This is a genomic window from Spongiactinospora rosea, from assembly GCF_003315795.1.
Classification (GTDB): Bacteria; Actinomycetota; Actinomycetes; order Streptosporangiales; family Streptosporangiaceae; genus Spongiactinospora; species Spongiactinospora rosea.
This window is the reverse complement of sequence record NZ_QMEY01000004.1, coordinates 450,345-476,332: the sequence shown is the minus strand read 5'-3', so window position 1 is coordinate 476,332 and position 25,988 is coordinate 450,345. Positions and strand designations below refer to the sequence as shown.

Annotated in this window: 16 protein-coding genes and 1 pseudogene; 12 read left to right on the top strand and 5 right to left on the bottom strand. The window is 70.3% G+C overall.

What is annotated here, in order from left to right; translation table 11 throughout:
* The first annotated feature begins 85 nt into the window (after positions 1-85).
* Together DP939_RS13995 and DP939_RS13990 are read left to right on the top strand one after the other, a co-directional pair.
* A complete protein-coding gene (locus tag DP939_RS13995) occupies positions 86-1,462 on the top strand; it encodes an FAD-binding oxidoreductase (protein WP_225878236.1) in 1,377 nt (458 codons plus the stop codon).
* 13 nt (positions 1,463-1,475) lie between these two features.
* Positions 1,476-2,735 carry an SAM-dependent methyltransferase gene (locus tag DP939_RS13990; protein ID WP_113981083.1) on the top strand — a complete coding sequence of 420 codons (1,260 nt, stop codon included), beginning with the start codon at positions 1,476-1,478 and terminating at the stop codon, positions 2,733-2,735.
* A gap of 75 nt (positions 2,736-2,810) precedes the next feature.
* Here the strand turns inward: DP939_RS13990 and DP939_RS13985 are convergent, their stop codons facing one another.
* A complete protein-coding gene (locus DP939_RS13985) occupies positions 2,811-4,343 on the bottom strand; it encodes a long-chain-fatty-acid--CoA ligase (protein WP_113981082.1) in 1,533 nt (510 codons plus the stop codon).
* A 210-nt stretch (positions 4,344-4,553) separates the two neighbouring features.
* Between DP939_RS13985 and DP939_RS47830 the strand changes: the two are divergent.
* The 4 genes and pseudogenes from DP939_RS47830 to DP939_RS13970 all read left to right on the top strand — a co-directional run.
* Positions 4,554-5,411: pseudogene (locus tag DP939_RS47830) on the top strand (GMC family oxidoreductase); the annotation flags it as partial.
* A 24-nt stretch (positions 5,412-5,435) separates the two neighbouring features.
* The gene (locus DP939_RS47825; protein ID WP_318656287.1) at positions 5,436-6,137 is read left to right on the top strand and encodes a GMC family oxidoreductase; all 702 of its coding nucleotides are present in this window, start codon (positions 5,436-5,438) and stop codon (positions 6,135-6,137) included.
* Positions 6,138-6,217: 80 nt separating this feature from the next.
* Entirely contained in the window at positions 6,218-7,393 is a 1,176-nt protein-coding gene (locus DP939_RS13975; RefSeq protein ID WP_113981179.1) for a cytochrome P450, read from the top strand.
* A 50-nt stretch (positions 7,394-7,443) separates the two neighbouring features.
* Complete coding sequence (locus DP939_RS13970; RefSeq protein WP_113981081.1) at positions 7,444-8,718, top strand: cytochrome P450; 1,275 nt, start codon at positions 7,444-7,446, stop codon at positions 8,716-8,718.
* 23 nt (positions 8,719-8,741) lie between these two features.
* Here the strand turns inward: DP939_RS13970 and DP939_RS13965 are convergent, their stop codons facing one another.
* Positions 8,742-10,001 (bottom strand): hypothetical protein, encoded by a 1,260-nt coding sequence (locus DP939_RS13965; RefSeq protein ID WP_158578563.1) that lies wholly within the window; start codon positions 9,999-10,001, stop codon positions 8,742-8,744.
* Between the two features lie 498 nt (positions 10,002-10,499).
* Between DP939_RS13965 and leuS the strand changes: the two genes are divergently transcribed.
* Entirely contained in the window at positions 10,500-12,953 is a 2,454-nt protein-coding gene (gene leuS / locus DP939_RS13960) for a leucine--tRNA ligase (protein WP_113981079.1), read from the top strand.
* A gap of 30 nt (positions 12,954-12,983) precedes the next feature.
* Here the strand turns inward: leuS and DP939_RS13955 are convergent, their stop codons facing one another.
* The gene (locus DP939_RS13955) at positions 12,984-13,877 is read right to left on the bottom strand and encodes a DUF4429 domain-containing protein (RefSeq protein ID WP_113981078.1); all 894 of its coding nucleotides are present in this window, start codon (positions 13,875-13,877) and stop codon (positions 12,984-12,986) included.
* A gap of 132 nt (positions 13,878-14,009) precedes the next feature.
* On the opposite strand from DP939_RS13955, the gene DP939_RS13950 reads away from it, so the two are divergent.
* Positions 14,010-14,708 carry a flavin reductase family protein gene (locus tag DP939_RS13950; protein ID WP_225878235.1) on the top strand — a complete coding sequence of 233 codons (699 nt, stop codon included), beginning with the start codon at positions 14,010-14,012 and terminating at the stop codon, positions 14,706-14,708.
* Between the two features lie 194 nt (positions 14,709-14,902).
* A complete protein-coding gene (locus DP939_RS13945; protein ID WP_113981076.1) occupies positions 14,903-15,676 on the top strand; it encodes a putative protein N(5)-glutamine methyltransferase in 774 nt (257 codons plus the stop codon).
* 1,426 nt (positions 15,677-17,102) lie between these two features.
* Here DP939_RS13945 and lexA read toward each other — a convergent pair.
* Positions 17,103-17,807 (bottom strand): transcriptional repressor LexA, encoded by a 705-nt coding sequence (gene lexA / locus DP939_RS13940; protein ID WP_113981075.1) that lies wholly within the window; start codon positions 17,805-17,807, stop codon positions 17,103-17,105.
* 2,678 nt (positions 17,808-20,485) lie between these two features.
* Here lexA and nrdR point away from each other — a divergent pair.
* Together nrdR and DP939_RS13925 are read left to right on the top strand one after the other, a co-directional pair.
* Positions 20,486-20,968, top strand: coding sequence for a transcriptional regulator NrdR (gene nrdR, locus DP939_RS13930; RefSeq protein WP_113981073.1), 483 nt, complete (start codon positions 20,486-20,488; stop codon positions 20,966-20,968).
* A gap of 136 nt (positions 20,969-21,104) precedes the next feature.
* Positions 21,105-23,930, top strand: a complete 2,826-nt coding sequence (locus tag DP939_RS13925) for a vitamin B12-dependent ribonucleotide reductase (RefSeq protein ID WP_113981072.1) — start codon at positions 21,105-21,107, stop codon at positions 23,928-23,930.
* 47 nt (positions 23,931-23,977) lie between these two features.
* Here the strand turns inward: DP939_RS13925 and DP939_RS13920 are convergent, their stop codons facing one another.
* Positions 23,978-25,375 carry an MFS transporter gene (locus DP939_RS13920; protein WP_113981071.1) on the bottom strand — a complete coding sequence of 466 codons (1,398 nt, stop codon included), beginning with the start codon at positions 25,373-25,375 and terminating at the stop codon, positions 23,978-23,980.
* Positions 25,376-25,456: 81 nt separating this feature from the next.
* Here DP939_RS13920 and DP939_RS13915 point away from each other — a divergent pair, with 81 nt between their 5' ends.
* Positions 25,457-25,975 (top strand): winged helix-turn-helix transcriptional regulator, encoded by a 519-nt coding sequence (locus DP939_RS13915; RefSeq protein WP_113981070.1) that lies wholly within the window; start codon positions 25,457-25,459, stop codon positions 25,973-25,975.
* Positions 25,976-25,988: the final 13 nt, after the last annotated feature.

Sequence of the window (25,988 nt, the reverse complement as noted above, 5' to 3'; positions counted from 1 at the left end):
GTCTGCCGACTTTTCTGGATATAGCGTGCCAGGGGACGATCTCCGTCTCTGGAAATCTGGGGGTGGTGTCATGCCAGGACGTTCCATGCGCGATACAGGACAGATGCTGGCACACCGGCGGGCCGTCGAGCAGATCAAGGAGTCCTACGCCGCCATCCCCGACGACTCCGCGCCACGGCTCTCCAAGGCCACGACCAACCTGTTCAGGTTCCGCGACGCCGGGGGCGGCTCGCGGGCCGCCAAGCTGTCCGCCCGCGACCTCGACCAGGTGATCCAGGTGGATCCGGTCGCCCGCACCGCCGAGGTGCAGGGCATGACCACCTACGAGAACCTCGTGGACGCCACGCTGCCGCACGGCCTCATGCCGTACGTCGTGCCGCAGCTCAAGACGATCACCCTCGGCGGGGCGGTGACCGGGCTCGGCATCGAGTCGACCAGTTTCCGCGACGGCCTGCCGCACGAGTCGGTGGAGGAGCTGGAGATCCTCACCGGCGACGGGCGCATCGTCGTGGCCCGTGAGGACAACGAGCACGCCGACCTGTTCCGCGCCTTCCCCAACTCCTACGGCACGCTGGGCTACGCGCTGCGCATCCGGATCAAGCTCAAGCCGGTCTCGCCGTACGTCAAGCTCACCCACCTCCCGTTCACCGACGCCGAGAAGTGCCTGCTGGCCATGCGGGAGATCTGCGAGAGCCGCGAGCACGACGGGGAGCCGGTCGACTTCGTGGACGGCGTCTTCTTCGGGCCGGGGGAGCTGTACATCACGCTCGGCCGCTTCGCCGACCGCGCGCCGTACGTCTCGGACTACACCGGGATGCGCATCTACTACCGGTCGATCCAGACCCGCACGCGCGACTGGCTCACCGTGCGCGACTACCTGTGGCGCTGGGACACCGACTGGTTCTGGTGCTCGCGCGCCTTCGGCGTGCAGCGCCCGCTGGTGCGCTCGCTGATGCCGCGCCGGTGGATGCGCTCCGACGTCTACCGCAGGCTGGTCGGGATGGACCGCAAGTACGGCCTGCTGGCCCGCTACGACCGCTGGCGCGGCAACCCTCCGCAGGAGTCGGTCATCCAGGACATCGAGGTGCCCATCGAGCGGGGCGCGGAGTTCCTGGACTTCTTCCACAAGAAGGTCGGCATGACGCCGGTGTGGATGTGCCCGCTCAAGGCGTCCGGCGACTGGCCGCTCTACCCGCTGGAGCAGGGGCGGCTCTATCTGAATTTCGGGTTCTGGGGCACCGTGCCACTGCCCAGAGGGCAGTTCGACGGTTATCACAACCGGCTCATCGAGAACGCCGTACACGACCTCGACGGCCACAAGTCCCTGTACTCGACGTCGTTCTACCCCCGGGACGAGTTCTGGCGGCTCTACAACGGAGACGCCTACTGGCCGGTCAAGCGGGCATACGATCCGGGTGGCCGGTTGCTCGACCTCTACGACAAATGTGTACGGGGGCGTTAAGGAGGTTGCTTCTGTGTCACTAGCACAGATCTTCGAGAAAGTTGTCGGGTCCGACGCCGGTGTCGCGTTCAGCGCGTACGACGGCAGCAAAGCGGGCCCGGACGGCGCCGACCTCAAGATCGAGGTGAAGACGCCGATAGCGGTGGCGTATCTCGCTCAGGCGCCCGGCGAACTCGGGCTGGCCAGGGCGTATGTCTCCGGCCACATCGACCTGCGGGGCGACATGTACACCCTGCTGGACCGCATGTGGTCGCTCACCATCAACGACATACCCGCCCGCGAGAAGATCGCGGCGGTCCGGTCGCTCGGCATGAAGCCACTGCTGATGCGGGTCCCGCCGCCGAAGCAGGAGATGCGCACGAGCATGCTGGCCCGGCTGGGCAGCAGGCATGCCAAGAAGCGCGACGCGGAGGCCATTCACCACCACTACGACGTCTCCAACCGGTTCTACGAGTGGGTGCTCGGGCCGTCCATGGCCTACACCTGCGCCGTGTTCCCGGAGGAGGACTCCTCGCTTGAGGAGGCGCAGTACACCAAGTTCGACCTGGTGGCCAAGAAGCTGGACCTCCAGCCGGGCATGCGCCTGCTGGACGTGGGCTGCGGCTGGGGCGGCATGGTCATGCACGCGGCCAAGCACTACGGGGTCAAGGGCCTCGGCGTGACGCTGTCCCGCCAGCAGGCCGAATGGGCACAGAAGGCCATCGCCGACGCGGGGCTCGGCGGGCTGGCCGAGGTGCGGCACATGGACTACCGCGACGTGGCCGAGACGGGCTTCGACCGGATCAGTTCCATCGGCCTCACCGAGCACATCGGCAAGGACAACCTGCCCTTCTACTTCAAGTTCCTGTACGACCGGCTCAAGCCGGGCGGCCGGCTGCTCAACCACTGCATCACCCGGCCGACCGGCGTCGAGAAGTCGATCAACAAGGGCGGGTTCATCAACCGCTACGTCTTCCCCGACGGGGAGCTGGAGTCGGTGGGCCACCTGATCCGCCAGATGGAGGACATGGGCTACGAGATCCGGCACGAGGAGAACCTGCGCGAGCACTACGCCAAGACCCTCCAGAAGTGGTGCGCCAACCTGGACGAGCACTGGGACGAGGCGGTCGCGGAGGTCGGCGCGGGCACGGCCCGCGTGTGGCGGCTCTACATGGCCGGTTCGGTCGTGGGCTTCGAGCGCAACAAGGTCCAGCTGCACCAGATCCTGGCGACCAAGCTGGACCGCGACGGGGCGGCCCACATGCCGCTGCGTCCGGGCCGCAACTGGCCCTGACGGCTCCTCTGCGGGCTTTCCGGTCACGCCCGGCCCTTTTCGAGGGGGCCGGGCGTTCCGCCGTCTACGTGGCGTTCAGCGCAGCTCGCGCTTGAGGATCTTGCCGGTGGCCGTCATCGGCAGCGCGTCGCGGAACTCCACCAGCCGCGGGTACTTGTAGGCGGCCATCCGCTCCCGGGCCCAGGCGATCAGCTCCCGCTCGCCGAGCTCGGCCCCCGGCCTCCTGATGACGTACGCCTTGACCTCCTCGCCGTGGGCCTCGTCCGGCACCCCCACCACGGCGGCCAGCGACACGGCGTCATGGCCCATCAGGACCTCCTCCACCTCGCGCGGGTAGACGTTGAACCCGCCCCGGATGATCATGTCCTTGGCGCGGTCCACGATGAAGTAGTAGCCGTCGGAGTCGCGGGTGGCGATGTCGCCGGTGCGCAGCCACCCGTCCCGCAGCACCTCCGCGGTCTCGGCGGGCCGGTCGTGGTAGCCCGTCATCACGTTGTGCCCGCGCACGGCGATCTCGCCGGGGCCCTCGCCCTCCACGGTGTTCCACTCCGGGTCCACCAGTTTCATCTCCACCCCCCACACCGGGGTGCCGATGGAGCCGGGCTTGTTCGGCTTGCCGCGCTGGTTGAAACAGGCCACGGGTGAGGTCTCGGACAGGCCGTATCCCTCCAGGATGCCGATCCCGAACGTCTCGCCGAAGTCCTTCAGCACCTCCAGCGGCGCGGCGGAGCCGCCGGAGATCGCGCTGTGCAGCGTGGTGGGCACCGGCCCGCCGCGGGCGTGGATCTCGGCGAGCATCGCCCAGTACATCGTCGGCACCCCGGCGAACAGCGTGACCCCCTCATCGCGCATCAGGCCCAGGGCGGAGGCCGGCTCGAAGCGGGGCTGGAGCACCAGGGTGGCCCTGCGCCGGAACCCGGCGTTCATCAGCACGGTCTGCCCGAAGGAGTGGAACAGCGGCAGCGAGGTCAGATAGACGTCGCCCTCCTCGCGGCGCAGGTGCATCTCGTCGGAGATGATCGCGTTCATGAGCATGTTCTGGTGGCTCAGCTCGGCGCCCTTGGGGTGTCCGGTCGTGCCGCTCGTGTAGAGGATGACGGCGGTGTCGTCGGCGTTCGTCTGCACGGTGGAGTACGTGGCCGGCACGCCGTCCAGCGCGGCCCACAGCGTCTCGCCGTACGGCGACTCGGTGGCCGGCGGGGTCGCCGGGAGCACGATGAACAGCTCCGCGGAAGACGCCTCGAAACCGGCCCGGCCGCGCTCGCCCAGCGGCAGCTCGGGGGTGCCCTCGAAGCAGAACAGCGCCCTGGCCCCGGAGTCGTCGAGGTGATAGGCGATCTCGCCCGGCTTGAGCAGGACGTTCAGCGGCACCACCGTGGCGCCCGCCTTGAGGATGCCGAAGTAGACGAACGGGAAGTAGGGCACGTTGGGACAGGCGAGGGCGACCCTGTCGCCCCGTCCGATGCCCCTTGCCGTGAGCAGGGCGGCGACCTGGCACGCGACGGAGTCGATCATCGAGTACGGCAGGCGCAGGCCGCCATGGACCACGGCGGTGCGTTCGGGCACGTCGCGCGCGCTGTCCTCCAGAACGGTGGCGAGGTTGAGCATGGGGGCATCCTCCTGAGCCGGAGCGTCGGGAATGCGTTCATAGTGACAAAACGGCGTTCCGGCCGGTAGGTGCGCCGGAATACAAAGCGATCAGCGCTTTCTTGGCAGGTCCGCTGATTTCGTGGACGCCGCGGGCCGGCGCGGAGTAAGCAGGTGTCGGGTCGCTCACCCGGCGGTGCTGTTCGGCTGATCTCACGGAAGAGGCGTGGCATGTCGACCGAGTACGACTATGTGATCGTCGGCGCTGGTTCGGCGGGGTGCGTCCTGGCCAACCGCCTGTCCGCGGAGGAGGGCGTCTCAGTGGCGCTCATCGAGGCGGGCGGCGCCGACGACAAGACGGAGATCCGGATTCCGGCCGGTTTCAAGAAGCTGTTCAAGACCTCCTGCGACTGGAATTTCAGCACCGTCCCGCAGGCCGAGATGGACGGGCGCAGGCTCTATTGGCCGCGCGGGCGCGTGCTGGGCGGTTCGTCCAGCATGAACGCGTAGATGTGGGTGCGCGGCCACCGGGCCGACTACGACGGCTGGGGAGTGCCCGGGTGGTCCTATGACGACGTGCTGCCCTACTTCCAGCGGGCGGAGAACCGGATCGGCTCCAACGTGGGCGATGTCTACGGCGTCGGCGGCCCGGTGCACATCTCCGAGCTGCGCAGCCCCAACCCGGTCACCGGCGCGTTCCTGCGGGCCTGCGAGGAGATCGGGCTGCCGCGGCTGGCCGAGCTGAACGGCCCCGACGACGCCGAGGGCTGCCACCAGGCCCCGGTCACCCAGTACCGCGGCAGGCGGTGGAGTTCCGCCGACGCCTATCTGCGCCCGGCCAGGCGGCGCGCCGGCCTCACCGTGCTCACCGGCCTGCAGGCCCACCGGGTGCTGCTGGAAGGCGGCCGGGCGACCGGCGTGGAGTGCGACGGCGGCACGGTGGTCGCCGCCCGCCGCGAGGTCGTGCTGTCGGCCGGCGCGATCGGCTCGCCGCACCTGCTGATGCTGTCCGGCATCGGCGACCCCGCCGGCCTGCGGGCCAACGGGGTGCCCCCGCTCGTGGACCGGCCGGAGGTCGGCCGCAACCTCCAGGACCACCTGACCTCCGGGGTCATGATGCGCTGCCCCGCGGAGATCACCCTGGCGAGCGCGGAGTCCCTGGCCAACCTGGTCCGCTACCTGGTCCGCCGCAGGGGGATGCTGACCTCCAACGTCGGCGAGGCCCTGGCGTTCGTGCGCACCTCGCCGCAGGAGCCCGCGCCGGACATCGAGCTGGTCTTCGTGCCGGTGGCCTTCGCCGACCACGGGCTGACCCCGCCGGACGGGCACGGCATCACGGTGGCGGCGGTGCTGCTGCGGCCGGAGAGCCGCGGACGAATCTCGCTGAGCGGCCGGGACGTGGCGATCGACCCGCGCTACCTCACCGCCGAGGCCGACCTGCGAAGGCTCACGGCGGGCGTGCGCCTGGCGCTGAAACTGGTGGGGACCGGCGCCCTGCGCCCGTACGCCACCGGTCCCATGCGGCCCTACTGGGGCGCCCGCACCGACGAGGAGCTGGACCGCTGGATCCGCGAGCGCAGCGAGACGCTGTACCACCCGGTGGGCACCTGCCGGATGGGGACCGACGAGGACTCCGTCGTCGATCCGGAGCTGCGCGTACGGGGAGTGGACGGCCTGCGCGTGGCCGACGTCTCGGTGATGCCGCTGATCAACCGCGGGCACACCCACGCACCCGCCGTCATGATCGGGGAGCGGGCCGCCGATCTGATCATCGCGGCATGGTCGGAAGGTGGCAGGATTGAAGCCGGACGCTGACCAGAGGAGGGCATGTGCCGGTTCCGATCAGCTCGGCCGGGGAGATCGACCTTACCGACCCGGCCTTCTGGGCGCGGCCGATGGCCGAGCGCGAGGAGGCGTTCGCCGTGCTGCGGGCGCTGCCGGGGCCGAGGTGGTTCGCCGCCCCCACGGTGAGCTTCGCCCCGCCGGGGCGCGGCTACCACGCGCTGGTCCGGTACGCCGACGTCGTGGAGGCCAGCCGCAGGCCGGAGATCTTCAGCTCGGCCCAGGGCACCACCAGCATCCACGAGATGCCGGAGCGGTTCCGCGAGTACTTCGGGTCGATGATCAACATGGACGATCCCCGGCACGCGCGGTTGCGGCGGATCGTGTCGCGGTCGTTCACGCCGAAGATGATCAAGCAGTTCGAGGACGACGTGCGGCGGGCGGCCGGGGTGATCGTCGATGACCTGCTGGCGGCGGGTCCTGGCGGTGACTTCGTGTCCCAGGTGGCGGCACGGCTGCCGCTGAAGATCATCTGCGACATGATGGGCATCCCCGAAGAGCATCACCAGACCGTCTTCGAGGCGTCCAACATCCTGCTGTCCGGCGGCGATCCGGAGTACATCACCGACCCCAAGGAGGCCGGGACACTGCTGCTCGGCACCGCCCAGCGCCTCCAGGACGTGGTCGCCACGCTCACCGGATCCGCGCCCGCCGGTCTCATCGGCGCGCTGACCAGCGCCAACATCGACGGCGAGGCGCTGACGCTCCAGGAGCTGGGCTCGTTCTTCATCCTGCTGGTGGTGGCGGGCAGCGAGACCACCCGCAACGCGATCTCCCACGCCCTGCACCTGTTCACGACCAACCCCGGCCAGCGCGAGCTGCTGGTCGCCGACCTCGACGCGCGCCTGCCGGGCGCGGTGGAGGAGATCGTCCGGGTGGCCTCGCCGGTGGCGTGGATGCGCCGTACGCTGACGCGCGACCACGAGATGAACGGCACGACCTACCGCGCGGGCGACAAGGTGCTGCTCTACTACTGGTCGGCCAACCGCGACGAGGCGGTGTTCGCCGACGCGCACCGCTTCGACATCACCCGCGACCCCAATCCGCACGTCGGCTTCGGTGGTCCCGGACCGCACTTCTGCCTCGGCGCCCACCTGGCCAGGTGGGAGATCCAGCTGATGCTGCGCGAGCTGTTCACCCGGGCGCCCGCCATCAGGTCCGTGGGCGAGCCCGACCGTCTGCGTTCCAGCTTCATCAATGGGATCAAAAGGATGACCTGCGATTTCTAGCCACGAGTAATGGGTTGACTGCGCTCGGTCGCAAGCAGATCATTGGGGGCATGAGTGTGGACCCCACCACCGGGCGCACCCCGATCACCACCGCGGCGGACTTCGATCTGTCCGACTACGACTTCTGGGCCAGGCCCATGGCCGAGCGGGAGCACGCCTTCCGGCTGCTCCGCGAGCTCTCGCAGCCGGTCTTCTACGAGGAGCCGGAGTTCTTCCTGGGGCCGGCGGGGCCGGGCTACCACGCGCTGGTCCGGCACGCGGACATCGTGGCGGCGAGCCGCCTGCCCGAGGTGTTCTGCTCGGGCGACGGCGGCGCGACCAACATCGCCGACATGCCCGCCGAGCTGGCCGAGTACTTCGGGTCGATGATCAACATGGACGATCCCCGGCACGCGCGGTTGCGGCGGATCGTGTCGCGGTCGTTCACGCCGAAGATGATCAAGCAGTTCGAGGACGACGTGCGGCGGGCGGCCGGGGTGATCGTCGATGACCTGCTGGCGGCGGGTCCTGGCGGTGACTTCGTGTCCCAGGTGGCGGCGCGGCTGCCGCTGAAGATCATCTGCGACATGATGGGCATCCCCGAGAGCGACCACCGGTTCGTCCTCGACCGCTCCAACATCATCCTGGGCGGCTTCGACCCCGATTTCGGCGACATCGACGGCCTGGCCGACCGGCTGCTCGCCGCCGGGATGGAGTTGCAGCAACTGGTCCAGGCCCTCGCCGCGCACCGCACCGAGCGCCCGACGTCCGACCTGACCTCCTCGCTGGTCAACGCCAACATCGACGGCGAGGCGCTGACCCCGGCCGAGCTGGGCTCGTTCTTCATCCTGCTGGTGGTGGCCGGCAACGAGACCACCCGCAATGCGATCTCCCATGGCATGCGCCTGCTCACCGAGCATCCGGCCGAGCGCGCCCGCTGGCTCACCGACATCGAGGGGCACACCCCCAGGGCCGTCGAGGAGATCATCCGGCTGGCCGCGCCGGTCAACTTCATGCGCAGGAAGCTGACCCGCGACCACGAGATGAACGGCACGACCTATCGCGCGGGCGACAAGGTGGTGCTGTTCTACTGGTCGGCCAACCGCGATGAGGAGGTGTTCACCGATCCGCACCGCTTCGACATCACCCGCGACCCCAATCCGCACGTCGGCTTCGGCGGTCCCGGACCGCACTTCTGCCTGGGCGCCCACCTGGCCAGGAGGGAGATCGGCGTGATGTTCGGCGAGCTGCTGCGCCGCGTGCCGCGCCTGGAGGTGGGCGAGCCCGAGCCGCTGCTGTCCAGCTTCATCAACGGCGTCAAGCACATGGAGGTGGCCCGCCTCTAGACGGCCCCGTGCGCCGGGAGGGCTCAGGAGCCGTTCAGCGGGCGGATGCCGGCGAAGACGGTGTTGATGTCGGGCAGCAGCTTCTTCCTGCTCTCCGGCACCGTCATGGTGACCACGGTGGGCACGTTCCGGCCGGTGGACACCACCGCGACCACCATGGTGGTCTTGGTCTGGGCCGAGGTGATCTCATAGCCGATCAGCTCGGCTGGCATCCCGCCGATGGGCTTGGTCTGGTGAACGGTCTTGGCGATCGTGTTGCCCTTGGCGAAGTACTTCGTGCGGGCCTGGAAGGCGACCGCGCTGACCACCGGGGTGAGGTCCTCCGGCGAGGTGTACTTCGCGGCCAGTTGCTTCGGCAACGGACCGGACAGCACCTGCGCGTACTGCGTCTTGCCCGCGGCGTCCCGGCCCGCCGGCACGTACTGCCGGGTCGGATACCCGAAGCTCTCCGCCACGGTGGGCCGGAGGTCCTGCCGCCACGGCGGGCCCAGCTTGGGCAGCGTGATCGCGCCGAGCTGGTCGGCCAGCGTGCCCGCGCTCTGCGAGGCCGCCCCCTTGTACCGCGGCAGCCGGGGGAGCGTCTTCCTGGGCGCGGCGGGCTTCTGCGGCGCGGCCGTCTTCTGGGCGATCTGCGTGGAAGCGGGCCCTTCCGCGGCCGCCAGCGGCCCGGAGGTGAACGCCCACCACAGCAGCACGGCGACCAGCGCGACGACGATCGTCCCGGCCAGCGCGTAGATCCACACCGGCTTGCCGGTACGCTCCGGCTCCTCCTCGTCCTCCATCGCCTGGTAATTGTCGCCGAAGACGGTGTTCCACAGCTCCTGCTGCCGCTCGGGCGGCGGGGTCTTCGGGCCGCTGATCTGCCCGGCGGTGACGAAGGGGCGGTTGGGGTCGGCCGGGTCGCGGCCCAGTGTGCCGCCGGGCGTGTCGCCCTGCCGCCGCGGCGCGGACCGCTCGCGCGGCGGCGCGCCGGCCTCCTCGCGCGGGCGCATCGGGACGGCCATCGTCCGCTCGTAGTTCACGTCGGAGGTGGCCGGCGGAGGTGTGGCGGGCGGCGTGTGCGGCGGCCCGAGCGGGTCGTCCTCCCAGGACCGGGGCGGCGCGGAGGAGTGCCTGCGCCCCTTGCGGTCCTGGTCGGGGGCACGCTCGCGCGGCGGCGGGGCGGCGGGGCCGCCCTGCGGCGCATCCGGCCACGCCGGTGGCATCTGGGGATGGCTCGACTGATCCGGGGCCATGCGTCCCGTACCTCCCGCGATCGTGCCCGGACTTGCGATGCTGGGCATGATCTCATGTGAATCAGGGGGTACCGCAGGAAAACGGGAGAATCCCTTCGGATCTGTTGGCGGGTCCTGCAGCGGCATGCCACGTACGCCGGGGTTTCCGGGGTCCTGGTCGCCTGAGATCGCCACGCGGACAACAGTAAACTAAAGGGACAGAAGAGGTCACAACGGATCTATCACCATCGGGTATCGCTCCCCGTGCCGCGGCCTGAGGCCCGTGCGACCGTGTCGGGGTCGTCCGCCACCCCGCGCCCGCCTTCACCGACCCGACAGCGGGGGACTGTTCTCTGCGCTACCCTTGGTGTATGCGTTACGCGCCCCGACTTCTTCGCGGGCCGCGCCGGCCCGGCTGACCCCAGCCCCGCCGCGCGGCATGCCCCTTGCGTTCGCGAGGGGCTTTCTTGTGGGCCTTGCGCGATCGATGGACCGCGATCCGGGTCCGCGAGGTGCACCGTGAGTCCAGGGGCCGACGGCTCAGCAGCTCAAACCGAGGGACCAACCGTGACCGAGCAATATGATCCGAAGGCGCTGCAGGCCAAGTGGCAGCGGCGGTGGGAGGAGCTTGACCCCTACCGGGCGAGCGAGGACCCCGCCGACCCCCGCGAGCGGCGCTACCTGCTCGACATGTTCCCTTATCCCTCCGGTGACCTGCACATGGGCCACGGCGAGGTCTTCGCCCTGGCCGACGTCATCGCCCGCTACTGGTTCCAGCGCGGCTACAACGTGCTGCACCCCATCGGCTGGGACTCCTTCGGCCTGCCCGCGGAGAACGCGGCGATCCGGCGCAACGCCCACCCCGCGGAGTGGACCTACGCCAACATCGAGACCCAGGCCACCTCTTTCAAGCGGTACGGCATCAGCTTCGACTGGACGCGCCGCCTGCACACCAGCGACCCGGACTACTACCGCTGGAACCAATGGCTGTTCAACCGCTTCTTCGAGCGCGGCCTGGCCTACCGCAAGGGCGGCCTGGTCAACTGGTGCCCGCAGGACCAGACCGTGCTGGCCAACGAGCAGGTGGTCAACGGCCGCTGTGAGCGGTGCGGCGCGGAGGTCGTGCGCCGCGAGCTGACCCAGTGGTACTTCAAGATCACCGACTACGCCGACCGGTTGCTGGACGACATGGCCCAGTTGGAGGGCCTGTGGTCCGACCGGCTGCTGACCATGCAGCGCAACTGGATCGGCCGCTCCGAGGGCGCCGACGTGCTCTTCACGATCGAGGGGCGCGAGGAGCCGGTCACCGTCTACACCACCCGGCCCGACACCCTGTTCGGCGCCACCTTCTTCGTGGTGGCCCCGGACGCCCCGCTGGCCGAGGAGATCGTCGCGCCCGCCCAGCGGGAGGCGTTCGAGGCGTACCGCGCCGAGGTCGCCAAGCTGAGCGACATCGACCGGCTGTCCACCGACAAGGAGAAGACCGGCGTCTTCCTGGGCGTCCACGCGGTCAACCCGGTCAACGGCGAGCGCATCCCGGTCTGGGCCGCCGACTACGTGCTGTCCGACTACGGCCATGGCGCGATCATGGCGGTCCCCGCCCACGACCAGCGCGACCTCGACTTCGCCAGGAAGTTCGCGCTGCCGGTGCGGGTCGTGGTCCACACCGGCCTGGCCGACCCCGGCGAGACCGGTGAGGCCACCCCGGGCGAGGGCACACTGGTCAACTCCGGGCCGCTCGACGGCCTGGCCAAGGCCGACGCGATCAAGAAGATCATCGGGATCCTGAACGACAACGGCCGGGGCAAGGCCGCGGTCAACTTCCGGCTGCGCGACTGGCTGCTGTCCCGCCAGCGGTTCTGGGGCACCCCGATCCCGATCATCCACTGCGCCGACTGCGGCGAGGTGCCCGTCCCCGACGACCAGCTCCCCGTCAGGCTGCCCGACCTGCGCGGTGAGGCGCTGGCCCCCAAGGGGGTCTCCCCGCTGGCCGGCGCCACCGACTGGGTCAACGTCGAGTGCCCCAAGTGCGGCGGCCCCGCCCGGCGCGACACCGACACGATGGACACTTTCGTCGACTCCTCGTGGTACTTCCTGCGTTACTGCTCGCCCGGCTACGAGGACGGCCCGTTCGACGTCGAGAAGGTCCGCAGGTGGGGGCCGATCGACCAGTACGTCGGCGGCATCGAGCACGCCGTGCTGCACCTGCTCTACGCGCGCTTCTTCGTCAAGGTGCTGCACGACATGGGCATGCTCGACTTCACCGAGCCGTTCATCCGGGTGCTCAACCAGGGCCAGGTCATCAACCGCGGCAAGGCGATGTCGAAGTCCCTGGGCAACGGCGTCGACCTGGGCGCGCAGATCGACGACTTCGGGGTCGACGCGGTCCGCCTGACCATGATCTTCGCCGGTCCGCCCGAAGAGGACATCGACTGGGCCGACGTCTCGCCCGCCGCATCGCAGAAGTTCCTGGCCCGCGCGCTGCGGGTGATGAGCGAGGTGGCGAGTGAGCCGGGCGTCTCCTTCACCGCCGGTGACCTGGAGCTGCGTAAGGTCACCCACCGCACCGTGGACGAGGTCACCAAGCTGGTCGAGTCCCAGCGGTTCAACGTCGCCGTGGCCCGGATGATGGAGCTGACCACCGCCGCCCGGCGGGCCATCGACACCGGCCCCGGCCCCGCCGACCCCGCCGTGCGCGAGGCCGCCGAGACGCTGGCCGTCCTGCTGTCGCTGGTCGCCCCCTACGTGGCCGAGGAGGGCTGGGAGCGGCTGGGCGGTTCGCCGTCCGTGGCCAAGGCCGGCTGGCCCGAGGCCGATCCCGCGCTGCTGGTGCAGGAGTCGGTGACGTGCGTGGTACAGGTGGCCGGCAAGGTCCGCGACCGCCTGGAGGTCTCCCCGGACATCACCGACGCCGAGCTGGAGGCGCTGGCCATGGGCTCGGAGAAGGTACAGGCGCAGCTCTCCGGCACGCCCCGCAGGATCATCGTGCGCGCGCCGAAGCTGGTCAACATCGTCCCGTAGCGGGGGCGGTCTTCGGCGGCGCGGGCCGGTTCAGAGCCGGGAGAGGAGTTCCACCTTCTTGGCCTGGAACTCCTCCTCGGTGAGCAGGCCCGCGTCGCGCAGCTCGCCGAGCTTGCGGATGAGCGCCGGGATGTCCTCGCCCCGGTCGATCACGGCCACGACCGGCTCTTCAGTCACGGGGTCGGCCGCGGGCTCGGCGGGGGTGAGTTCGGCGGCCCGGCGGTCGCCGTCGAGCGCGCTCATCGCGCCCACGAGGGCCGCCGCGAACGGCAGCGACTCGGCGGTCAGGCCGTACCCCATCCCGAACACCACCGACGCCGGGTCCTTCTCCGGCTCCTTCGGCGCCTCCACCCCGCGCACCCGCAGCCGCAGGTAGCCGTTGAAGACGTCGGGTGAGCGCCACTCCACGCCCTCGATCTCGGAGATCGGGAAGCGCTGGTCGCCCGCCCGGTACTTCACGCTCTCGGCGCTCGACCAGAACCACTGGAACCGCACGGCCTCACCGTCGAAGTGGGCCTGGCCGTCCCAGGCCTTGAACGAGCGGGGCGTCGGCGGCGCCTGGACCAGGCAGCGCGCGGCCGGACCGGAGTCGGTGATCGATCGCCGGATCTCCTCGGCGTAGTAGTCGGCCAGGGTCTCGCGGTCGGCGGGCAGCACCAGGCGGTAGGGGTCGAGCGTCTCCTTGAGCTGCCCGGCCGCGGCGATCAGCACCGGGTCGGCGCCCTGCCGGGGCATGGCCCGCAGCACGATGGTGCCCCGCTTGCCCGGCGTGAGCGACACGTCGGCCAGCGCCTCGTACGGGATCAGGCGCTCGCCCAGCTCTTGGAGGAACTTGGGGACCTTCATCGCGCGATGGAACCGCACCCGCACCGCGCCCGCCTCAAAGGTCCACGAACATCCCTGTCCAGTGAGTACGTCCGCCATGTGCCAAGCCTAGAACGCGGGCGATGCGGCGGATATCCGGGCGGGCGACTTCCTGGCCGTTCGTTTCACGGGCGCAACGCGGCGTCTGCTAACCGCCAGCGAAGGCGGTCCGGTTCGCCGAAGCTGGAAGGCGTGTCTGGAGTACCGATCGATCACACGCGCATAGAGCCCGGCATCCTGTACTTCGGGACGCCGGTCGTCCTCATCTCGACCCTCAACGAGGATGGGACGCCCAACCTGGCCCCCATGTCGTCCGCCTTCTGGCTCGGCTGGCGGGCCATGCTCGGCCTGGGAGCCGCGTCCCAGACCAGCCACAACCTGCTGCGGACCGGTGAGTGCGTGCTCAACCTGCCCTCCGAGGCGCTGGCCGGGACGGTGGACCGGCTGGCGCTCACCACGGGGGCCGATCCCGTACCGGCCTCCAAGCAGGCCCGCGGCTACCGTTACGAACCGGACAAGTTCCATCTGGCCGAGGTCACGCCGATCGCAGCCGACACCGTATCGCCGCCACGGGTCGCCGAGTGCCAGGTCCACCTGGAGGCGGTCGTGACGGGCGTGCACCGGATGGCCGCCGACGACCCGGCCCAGCACGGCCGCGTGCTCGTGTTCGAGGTGCGTGTGCAGCGCGTGTACGTGGACGAGGACATCCGGATGAAGGGTACGGACGATCACATCGACCCGGACGCGTGGCGTCCGCTGATCATGAGCTTCCAGAAGTTCTACGGCCTGGGGCCACAGGTGCACCCGTCCACGCTGGCGAGCATCCCCGAACGCCTCTACCGCGGCCCGGACATCGACCGCGCCCGGGCCATCGCGGGCGGACGGGGGTAGGAATCGGCTTTGCCGGGCGAAGGGGGCTCGGATAGTGTGGCGGTCTCAGCGCATCAAGGAGGTGAGACCCATTACCGCCAGATCAGGCCGGGTGCTCTCGCCTCGCCGCCGTTCGGCTCGCCCCTGGTAGGGGGCCGGGAGAGCGCCCGTCGGCATTCCGAAAGGCGCTCTTTGTGTGGATTTCTCCCTCTTCAATGCCGATCTCACCGTCCGTCGTCGCTGCCAGGCTGCGCGCCGCCGGGTGCGTGTTCGCCGAGGACGAGGCCGGACTTCTGATCGCCGCGGCCTCCTCGGAGGCCGAACTCGTCGCGTTGGTGGACCGGCGGGTCAGGGGCTTGCCGCTGGAACACGTTCTCGGCTGGGCGGAGTTCTGTGACCTGCGGATCGCGGTCGATCCGGGGGTGTTCGTACCGCGCCGCCGTACCGAGTTCCTGGTACGCCGGGCCGCCGCCCTCGCCCCACCGCAGGCCCTCGTGGTGGATCTTTGCTGCGGCTCAGGTGCCGTTGGCGTCGCCCTGGCCACCGCCATCCCCGCCGCCCAACTGCACGCCACCGACCTCGACCCCGTGGCGGTCCGCTGCGCCCGCCGCAACTGCGACCCGCTGGGCGGGCTGGTGTACGAAGGCGACCTCTTCGCCCCCCTGCCGTCGCGGCTGCGCGGGCGGATCGATGTCCTGGTGGCCAACGTCCCTTATGTCCCGAGCGACGAGGTTGGGCTACTCCCACCCGAGGCCCGCGACCACGAACCCAGGATCGCCCTCGACGGAGGCCGGGACGGCCTCGACATCCTGCGCCGAGTGACCACGACGGCCGCGACCTGGCTGTCTCCGGGCGGCCACCTACTGATCGAAACCAGCGAACGCCAGGCCACCCCCGCCACCACGGCCATGACCACCGGCGGCCTCACCGCCACTGTGGCCCACTCCGCCGAATGGAACGCGACAGTGGTGATCGGCACTCTGCTCTGAGCTGTGCCCGGTGGTCAGATGGAGGGCGTTCCAGGTGGCTTGCCCGGGGCGGGGAGTACCGACTAGTGCCTGGGTTGATCAGACAGTGACCGCCGGCGGGCCGCCTCTTCAACGCGCTCTCACGTATGGCTCATGATCGGGCCGCGACACGAAACGGGCGCTGACCCTTTCGTGTGGGGATGTTCATATCGGACATTGCGCAGGTGGGCCACTATGAGCTGTGGGAAGGTGCCGCTGCCGCGCGGGACGCGATCCGCATCCATGGGCCGTGTTGTCGGTTTGGCGATGCCCGGGGTGTGATCGCGCACTGGCTGGGCGCTCACTTCATCTAATAGGTGCCGATGTGCCCATCGGGCGATCCGTCCGGATGGCGTCCCGCCAAGTGGTGTAAATGGGAGCGTTCGAATCGGACATCGCGCAGGTGGGCCACGCCAGGCTGCGGGGAAGTTCCACCACTCCGCGGGACGCGATCTCCGCCCCGCTCCGAGTGGTGCAGCCGGGAATGTTCAGGTCGGGCATCGTGCCGCTGCCGCGCGGGACGCGATCCGCATCCATGGGTGGTGTTTCCGGGTTTGGCGATGCTCGGAGTGCGATCGCGTGGCGGCTGCCCATTAAGCAATCTGCCTGCTCCGGGTGGTGCAGACGGGGACGTTCAGGTCAGCCACCCGGGCCTGAGGGAAAGTCGATGGCGTCCCACCCAATGGTGTAAAAGTCCAGTGATCACGGTCATACCTGGTGGACCGGCAAGAACGGCCGTGGTCCGCCGGATCATGACCGCCCGGCCGCACCCCCACGGGCGCCGCAACGGCGAGACGCACGACGGCGGTGCCCGGCGCCCGCCAACGGCGGTCCGCCGGAACGCCGAGCCAGGCGGCATTTCCGCCACTCGTGGGGACGCCATCGGAAAGTTTCACCACGCCGTGGGAGGCGATCCGGATCTATCGGTCGTATTGCCGGATTCGGCGGGCCCTTGGCGATGCGCCGGATGTGATCGTGCGACGGCTGGGCGCATACGACTGAGCAAGGCTGCGACACGATCTGGGCGCTCACTCCATCTGACAAGCGCCGATGGTGCCCATCGCGCACGCCGCCCGTTCCGAGCGGTGTGGCGCAGACGGGGACGTTCAGGTCGGCATGCTGGGCTGCGCGAAGTGTCTACCACTCCATGGGACGCGATTCGTACCCACACGGTTCGGCGGGCGCTCGGCGATGCTCGGGATTTGATCGCGCGGCGGCTGAGGCGAGTGCGACCTGCTTGTGCGGTCGCGCGGGCCTGTGACCCTGGCAGGGGCCGTTACGGCCGGGCGACTTCGGCCGTCGAAGCCGACACCGTGCCGGGGGTTTGGCCCGGCAGGGGCTGGGAGAATGCGGCGAGGATGGCCGCCACGGCCCTGGTGGGGGTGGCGGCCTGCTCGGCGGGGATGGCTCAGAGCTTGCGCAGAACGGCGACGACCTTGCCGAGGACGCTCGCCTCGTCGCCGGGGATGGGCTCGTAGTTGGCGTTGTGCGGCACGAGCCAGACGTGGCCGTCCTTGCGCTTGAAGGTCTTGACCGTGGCCTCGCCCTCGATCATGGCGGCCACGATGTCGCCGTTGTCGGCCACCGGCTGCTGGCGCACCACGACCCAGTCGCCGTCGGCGATGGCGGCGTCGATCATCGAGTCGCCGGACACCTGGAGGAGGAACAAGGTGCCCTCGCCGACGAGCTGCTTGGGCAGCGCGAAGACGTCTTCGACGCTCTCCTCGGCCAGGATCGGGCCACCGGCCGCGATGCGGCCGACCAGCGGCACGAAGGCGGCCGTCGGACGGCTGACCGCGGTGTCCTCCGTCGCGGCGTCGGGGTCGACCCAAAGGACCGGCTCGCCGGGAAGGCGCACCTCAAGGGCCCTCGGCCGGTGCGGGTCGCGGCGGAGGTAGCCCTTGCGCTGGAGCGCGGTGAGCTGGTGGGAGACGCTCGACGTGCTGGTGAGCTGCACCGCCTCGCCGATCTCGCGCATGGAGGGCGGATATCCCCGCTGCTGCACCGAGTCTCGGATCACTTCGAGGATCTTGCGCTGTCTGGGGGTGAGGCCCAGTGAGTCGCGCCTGCGCACCGCGAGGTCGCTCGCTGCCCCATCGTCACGCCCACTCATGATCTGCCTCCTCGCCTACTGGACCGGCTCGCCGGGCTCACGTGGCTTCCTTCCGGACCGTGGTCTTCATGTCGCACACAGCAACCGTATCTTCATTGAAGATCATCATCAAACAATTGTTCGACTTGCTCCTCGAAATTATCGGTCGCGTGGTGTACAACATCGTACGGGAGTTCGATCGACACCGTGTTCGATTTGGCGATCTTATACCGGCCGATTCGACCGGCCGGCCCGTGGGCGGGAGGTCATCATGCGGGCGACCACAACCACGACGACCACAACCACACAAGCCGCGATCCCATGGTCCACCCTCGCGCGTCGCGAGTCCCTGCGCCGTGCCGCGGCCCGGCGTTCCGCCGAACGCCGCCGCCAGGCATCGGCGGCGGCCTGGCGAACGCCCGACGTCCGGGCCGCGCCCGGCCCAGGCGGGGAAGGGGCGGCCAGGCGGCCTGGCCTCGATGCCGGGCCGGGGGCCGGGGGCATGGGCGACGAGCCGGCGAGGCCCCCCCGGCGGCAGCCCTCGACACAAAAGGCGGCCCCTGCCACCGACCGCCGGAGACCGCGTCCTGCGACGGGGTCCGTCTCCTCCTCCTCGGAGGAGCTGGTTCCCAGGCGGCGGTCTGTGGTTCAGGGGGAGGTGCGTACGACTGGCGGCCGGAGGCCGGGGCCGGTCGTGGGGTATGGCAGCACGTCCGGGGTGTCCTCCTCGGAAGGCGGTCGTGAAGGGGCGGCTTCAAAGCGGCGGTCTGCGGTTCAGGGGGAGGTGCGTACGACTGGCGGCCGGAGACCGCGCGCGGCCACGGGGTATCGCGGTGCCTATGGGGTATCGGTCTCTTCCTCGGAGGGTGGTCGCGAAGGGGTGGCTTCGAGGCGGCGGTCTGCGGTTCAGGGGGAGGTGCGTACGACTGGCGGCCGGAGACCGCGCGCGGCCACGGGGTATCGCGGTGCCTATGGGGTATCGGTCTCTTCCTCGGAGGGTGGTCGCGAAGGGGTGGCTTCGAGGCGGCGGTCTGCGGTTCAGGGGGAGGTGCGTACGACCGGTGGCCGGGGATCGGGTTCGGCCGCGAGGGATGGCGTGAGGCGGTTGAGCGGCCGTGATGGCGTGGCCCTTGGGGCGCGTCCGGCTGGGGGGTACGGCGTTTCCGGGGGGTATGGCTCCTCTTCTGGTGGTCGTGACGGCGCGGCCGGGGCCGCGCGGGTGCGGCCGCAGGCGCAGGAGCGTGTGACCGGCCGCGCGAGATCGCGCCCTGTCGGCGCGTCCGGAGTGCCTGTCTCCTCTGCGGGGGGCGGTCGAGGGCGGTCGTCACGCCGTCGCCGGGCCGCTGGGTCGGGACGAGAGGTTGCGGGGCGCCGTGGCGTTCGGCTGGTGGTCGTGGGCGACGCCCCTGGTAAGGGGTCGGCCGGTCGGGGCGGCGGGGGGTCGCCGCAGCGTATGGCACGGCCGGAGGGGCGGACGCCCGCGCCGGGGGCGGTGCGGTTGACGCGGCGGGGGAGGGTTGTGCTGGCCGTGTTGGTGGCGCTGATCGCCCTTGGGGTCTTCTGGCTCGGCACACGGGCGGCGGTGGTCGCGGAGACTTGGCGGGTGCCGGGGGCGTCTGGGGTGTTGCATGTTCCGGTGGGGCAGTCGGTCGGTGAGTGAGGGGTTGAAGGGGTCGGCGACGCGACAGGGGTGAGGCGTAAGCGGGGGTGTGGTGTGCGGGGTTCTTGATCGGGGTCGGGGTCGTCTGGCGATGGCGTCCCTACGAGTGGTGGAAATGCCGCCTGGCTCCGCGTTCCGGCGGACCGCCGCTGGCGGGCGCCGGGCACCGCCGTCGTGCGTCTCGCCGTTGCGGCGTCCGTGGGGGTGCGGCCGGGCGGTCATGATCCGGCGGACCACGGCCGTTCTTGCCGGTCCACCAGGTATGACCGCGATCACTGGACTTTTACACCACTAGGTGGGACGCCATCCGTCTGGCTTGGGAAGTGCGGGGTGGGTCCTGCTGGAACGGGCGGTTACGGCAGGCATGCGCGGCGGTGGTGCGCGTTTCCGCTGACGTGCCGGGTCGGCGGCTGAGTGCGGGCGGAGATGGGTGCTGCCCGATGAGGTTGAGCTGTAACAGCGGCAGGGCCGTGTCGGCCCTGCTGGTGGCGCTAGGTGCCGCCGGAGGCTTTCTGGCTTGACGCTGTAGGCGGCGGGGGCGCGAAGCTCTGGCGGGTGGGTGGCGTCCCGTCGACTGGTCTAGGCACGTTGGGGTGGGGCGGTCCGCTGGTGAACAGCTCGCGGAAGGGGCTGGGGCGGCGGCGTGCGGGGGTGTCTTCTGGGGCGTGACGGCGTGTGGCGTGGGCGATGGGGGGTGGTGTTCTTGCATAGTGGTGGGGCGTTTGAGCAGGTGGGGGCCTGGGAGAGTGGGGTAGGCGGGGGGAAGGCGCGACACGCCCGGGGTGTTCTATATGGCGCGGGCTGAGCAGCGATTTTGGGGGGCGACAGGGGGTTCGACTTGCGTTCATCGGCCCGCGCTTCTAGGTTGGGACCACAACATCTAGTAGTTACACCGATGTAGTTCACCATAGGTTGTGTTCCGTTACCGCACCATGGCAGTCCGTGGGGCGTGCGCGAGCGTTCCCCTCGGCGAGGGGTGCTTCGGGTGCGGGAATGGCGCGGCGCGTGGGCTCCTGGTGGCGGTCGTTGGGAGGCGCGCGTGCATTGTCCGTTCTGCAGGCATCCTGACACACGCGTCATCGACAGCCGCTCGACGGAGGACGGCGCGGCCATCAGGCGCCGGCGTACGTGCTCCTCGTGCGGCAAGCGGTTCACCACGCAGGAGACGGTGCTGCTCATGGTGAGCAAGCGCAGCGGCGTGACCGAGCCGTTCTCCCGGGACAAGGTGATCGCCGGCGTACGCCGTGCGTGCCAGGGCAGGCCGGTGAGCGAGGACTCGCTCGCCCAGCTCGGGCAGCGCGTCGAGGAGAGCATCAGGGCCACGGGGGCCGCGGAGATCCCCTCCAACGAGGTGGGGCTCGCGATCCTGGGGCCGTTGCGCGATCTCGACGAGGTCGCCTACCTGCGCTTCGCCTCGGTCTACCGGGGGTTCGAGACCCTCGCCGACTTCGAGGCCGAGATCGCGCAGTTGCGCACCGAGCGCTCGGCCGCCACGGCCGGGGGCGGCGGCGACGCCGACTGAGACATACAACAGCCGACTGCGACACACCGGACACGAGCTACACGGGTCAAGTCAACCCCGGCGCCGGGGGCGATTCACACGGCGCGACATGTGGTCCACATTTCGAGGGCTCAGGTGAGCCTGGAAGGGGGAAGTCATGACCGAGACGGTCAGCGGCGCGGCGGCACGCGGGGGCAGGCGAGGCCGTAAGGGGTTGAAGGTCAAGCGCGTTCACACCACCCCGGGGGTGCACCCGTACGACGAGGTGACCTGGCAGCGCCGCGACGTCGTCATGACCAACTGGCGGGACGGATCGGTCAACTTCGAGCAGCGCGGCGTCGAGTTCCCCGACTCCTGGTCGGTCAACGCCGCCAACATCGTGACGACGAAGTACTTCCGCGGCGCGGTGGGCACCCCGCAGCGCGAGTGGAGCCTCAAGCAGCTCGTCGACCGGGTCGTCGGCGTCTACACCCGTACCGGCCTGGAGCACGGCTACTTCGCCTCCGACGAGGACGCCGAGATCTTCGACCACGAGCTGAAGTACGCCCTGATCCACCAGCTCTTCGCCTTCAACTCTCCGGTGTGGTTCAACGTCGGCACCGCCAGCCCCCAGCAAGTGTCGGCGTGCTTCATCCTGTCGGTGGACGACCAGATGGAGTCGATCCTGGAGTGGTACAAGGAAGAGGGTGTGATCTTCAAGGGGGGCTCCGGCTCCGGGGTCAACCTCTCCCGCATCCGCTCCAGCAAGGAGCTGCTGTCCAGCGGCGGCACGGCCAGCGGCCCGGTGTCCTTCATGCGCGGCGCGGACGCCTCCGCGGGCACCATCAAGTCCGGCGGCGCGACCCGGCGGGCGGCCAAGATGGTCGTGCTCGACGTGGACCACCCCGACATCGAGGAGTTCATCGAGACCAAGGCGCGCGAGGAGGACAAGGTCCGCGCGCTCCGCGACGCCGGGTTCGACATGGACCTCGGCGGCCGGGACATCGTCTCCGTCCAGTACCAGAACGCCAACAACTCCGTGCGCGTCTCCGACGAGTTCATGCGCGCGGTGGAGAACGGCGAGGAGTTCGGCCTGCGCGCCCGGCTGTCCGGCGAGGTCATCGAGACCGTGGACGCGCGTGAGCTGTTCCGCAAGATGGCCAGGGCCGCCTGGGAGTGCGCCGACCCCGGCGTACAGTACGACGACACGATCAACTCCTGGCACACCACCCCGGAGACCGGCCGGATCACCGCCAGCAACCCCTGTTCGGAGTACGTCCACCTGGACAACTCCTCGTGCAACCTGGCGAGCATCAACCTGCTGAAGTTCCTGAACGACGACGGTGACTTCGACGTCCAGCGGTTCGTGAAGCTGACCGAGCTGATCATCACCGCGATGGACATCTCGATCACCTTCGCCGACTTCCCGACCGAGAAGATCGCCGAGACCACCCGCGCGTACCGGCAGCTCGGCATCGGCTACGCCAACCTCGGCGCGCTGCTGATGGCCACCGGGCACGCCTACGACTCCGACGGCGGGCGGGCCATCGCGGGCGCGATCACCAGCCTGATGACCGGCGTCTCCTACCGCCGCAGCGCGGAGCTCGCCGGGGTGGTCGGCCCGTACGACGGGTACGCCCGCAACGCCGAGGCCCACAAGCGGGTCATGCGCAAGCACGCCGCCGCCAACGACGACCTGCGCACGATCGGCGGCATGGACACCGGCATCCACCGCGAGGCCACCCGCCAGTGGTCGGAGTGCCTGAAGGTCGGCGAGCGGAACGGCTACCGCAACGCGCAGGCGTCGCTGCTCGCGCCCACCGGCACGATCGGCCTGATGATGGACTGCGACACCACCGGCATCGAGCCGGACCTGGCGCTGGTGAAGCTGAAGAAGCTGGTCGGCGGCGGGTCGATGCAGATCGTCAACCAGACCGTGCCGCGCGCCCTGGTCCGGCTGGGCTACCAGCAGGAGCAGGTCGAGGCGGTCGTCGAGTACATCTCCGAGCACGGGCACGTGGTGGACGCGCCGGGCCTGCGGCCGGAGCACTACGAGGTGTTCGACTGCGCGATGGGCGAGCGGGCGATCGCGTCGATGGGCCACGTCCGGATGATGGCGGCCACCCAGCCCTACCTGAGCGGGGCCATCTCCAAGACGGTCAACCTGCCCGAGTCCGCCACGGTGGAGGACATCGAGCAGGTCTACCTGGAGGGCTGGAAGCTCGGCCTGAAGGCGCTGGCCGTCTACCGCGACAACTGCAAGGTGGGCCAGCCGCTGTCGGTCGCCAAGAAGGGCGGCGAGGACAAGCCGGCCGAGCCCGCGATCGTGGAGGTCGTGGAGGTGACCAGGCCGACCCGGCGGCGGATGCCGAGCCAGCGGCCGAGCACCACCACCCGGTTCTCGGTGGGCGGCGCGAAGGGCTACATGACCGCCTCCTCCTACCCGGACGACGGCCTCGGCGAGGTCTTCCTGAAGATGTCCAAGCAGGGTTCGACGCTGGCGGGCGTGATGGACGCCTTCTCGGTGGCGATCTCGATCGGCCTCCAGTACGGCGTGCCGCTGGAGACGTACGTGAGCAAGTTCGTCAACATGCGGTTCGACCCGGCCGGGATGACCGATGACCCGGACGTCCGGATGGCCGCCTCGGTGATGGACTACATCTTCCGCAGGCTCGCCCTGGACCACCTGCCGTACGACGAGCGGGCCGCGCTCGGCATCTTCTCCGCCTCCGAGCGGGCGGCGCAGCAGCGCGGCGAGGACCCGGCGGCCCAGCACGACGAGGTGATGGACGCCGAGGCGCTGGCCCAGTCGGCCCCGATCGAGCGCGCTCCCGCGCAGGAGGCGCCTCGCCCGGACCCGGTTCGTCAGGAGGTGCGGGCGCTGGAGAGCCACCAGGGCCGTACCGCCGACGCCCCGCTCTGCATGACCTGCGGGATCAAGATGCGTCCCGCGGGCAGTTGCTACGTCTGCGAGGGCTGCGGCTCCACCAGCGGCTGCAGCTGACACCGGGCGAGCGCCCGGCCTCCGAGGAGGCCGGGCGCTCGTCGCGTTCAGGACGCCTGCGCGGACGACGCCGCCCGGCTGAGGGCGAGGGCGGCGGGTGCGGCCAGGGCGGCGATGGCGGCGGTGGCGATCACGCCGGTGTTCATGGCCGTGGCCAGGCCCAGGGTGCCGGTGAGCGCGTTCATGGCGGCGACGCCGATGGCGGCGCCCACGTAGCGGGCGGTGTTGTTCGCGCCCGCGCCCATGCTCGCCCGCGCGGCGGGCACGCTCTCGATGGCGAGGTGCGTGACCGCGGCGTTGATCAGGCCGCTGCCCGCGCCGGAGACGGCCAGGGCGAGCGCGATCCGCGGCCAGGAGGGCGCCGGGCCCGCCGCGCCGAGCAGCGGCAGCGCGCCCGCGGCGGCGATCAGCAGCCCGATCGCGAGCAGTACGGCCGGCCGTACGCGTAGCCGCCGCGACTGGAGCGCGGTCAGGAAGGACATGCCCGACCACATCGAGAGCAACAGGGCGGTGGTCGGCGCGGAGATGCCGTGCGCGAGCTGCAACGCGGTCGGCAGGTAGCTCATGAATCCGATCACCGCCACCCCGATGACCAGGGTGCCGCCGGTGGAGACCAGGAACAGCGGGCGACGCCACAGCGCCGGGTCGAGAAGGGGCGCGCGGCGGCGGCGTTCGATGAGGACGAAGGCCGTGAGCAGCGCCACCGCGACCACGAGGGACGCGATGACCACCGGCCTGACCCAGCCCGAGCGGCCCTCGGTGATCGCGATGAGCAGGGCGGTGGCGCCGAGGGCGAGGGTGAGCGCTCCCGGCACGTCGGGCGCGGACCGGCGGGCGGTACCGCCCTCATCGGCGGCGGGCAGCAGCCGGGCCGCCATGACGGCCAGCACGACGGACGCGGCGGCGATCGTGAAATGGACGCCGCGCCAGTTCCAGAGCGCGGTGAGCCCGCCGGACAGCAGTGGTCCGGTGGCGATGCCCAGGCCGAGCATGGCGCCGTAGCGCCCGGTCATCGCGGCGCGGCGAGGGCCCGCCGGGTAGGCGCGGCCGAGGATGCCGAGCCCGGCCGCGAGCATGGCCGCGCTGGCCGCGCCCGCGGCCAGTCGCGCGGCGACGAACATGGGGGCGTTCACGGCCAGCGCGGAGACCAGGGCGCTCAGCGCGAGCACCCAGGTGCCGGCCAGGTAGACGCGCCTGCGCCCGTAGTCGTCGGCGAGGACCCCGACGACCAGGAACGTGGCGGCCAGGCCGAGCGAGATCGCGTTCAGCATCCAGGCGGGACCGGAGCCTGTGGCGGCGAGGTCGGCCCCGCTCTCGGGGATCGTGACCATCGGTGCGGTGTAGGCGACCATGGTGATCAGCGGCGCGGCGCACACGGACACGGCGACGCCGCGTGCCGTGCGCGGTGGGTCGACGGGCGGGGCGAGGGTCGACGGGGAGGCCAAGAGGTCGCCTTTCTAAGTTCGTTCATTGAACTATCAGCACGCTAGCACGCCTCGGTTCGGTGAATGAACTAGGATGGGCGCATGGGCCTCGGCAAGAACTACGACGCGCAGGACTGCTCGCTGGCCAGGTCGCTGGAGCTGGTCGGGGAGCGATGGACGCTGCTGGTCGTACGCGACGCCCTGTACGGCGTGCGCCGCTACGGCGACTTCCTCACCCACCTGAACATCCCGCGGGCCGTGCTCTCCCAGCGCCTCAGCGTGCTGGTCGAGGCCGGAGTGCTGCGCAAGAGCCGCTACCGCGAGTCGCCGCCGCGCGACGAGTACGTGGTGACCGAGATGGGGCAGGAGCTGTGGCCGGTGGTGTTCGCGCTGGCCCGGTGGGGCGAACGGCACCTGTCGGCCGACCGCTGGCGGGTCTTCCTCCACCAGCCGTGCGGCGTGCCGCTCGAACCCAGCGCCGCCTGCTCGGGCTGCGGCGTCGTCCCGGCCCTCCCGGAAATCGAGATGCGCCTCGCGCCGGAGGTCGAGCACACCCAGAACGACCCGGTCAGCATCGCTCTGCGCCGCCCCCGCCGCCTGCTGGAACCATTGGTCCTCTAAGCCGGTCCCACCG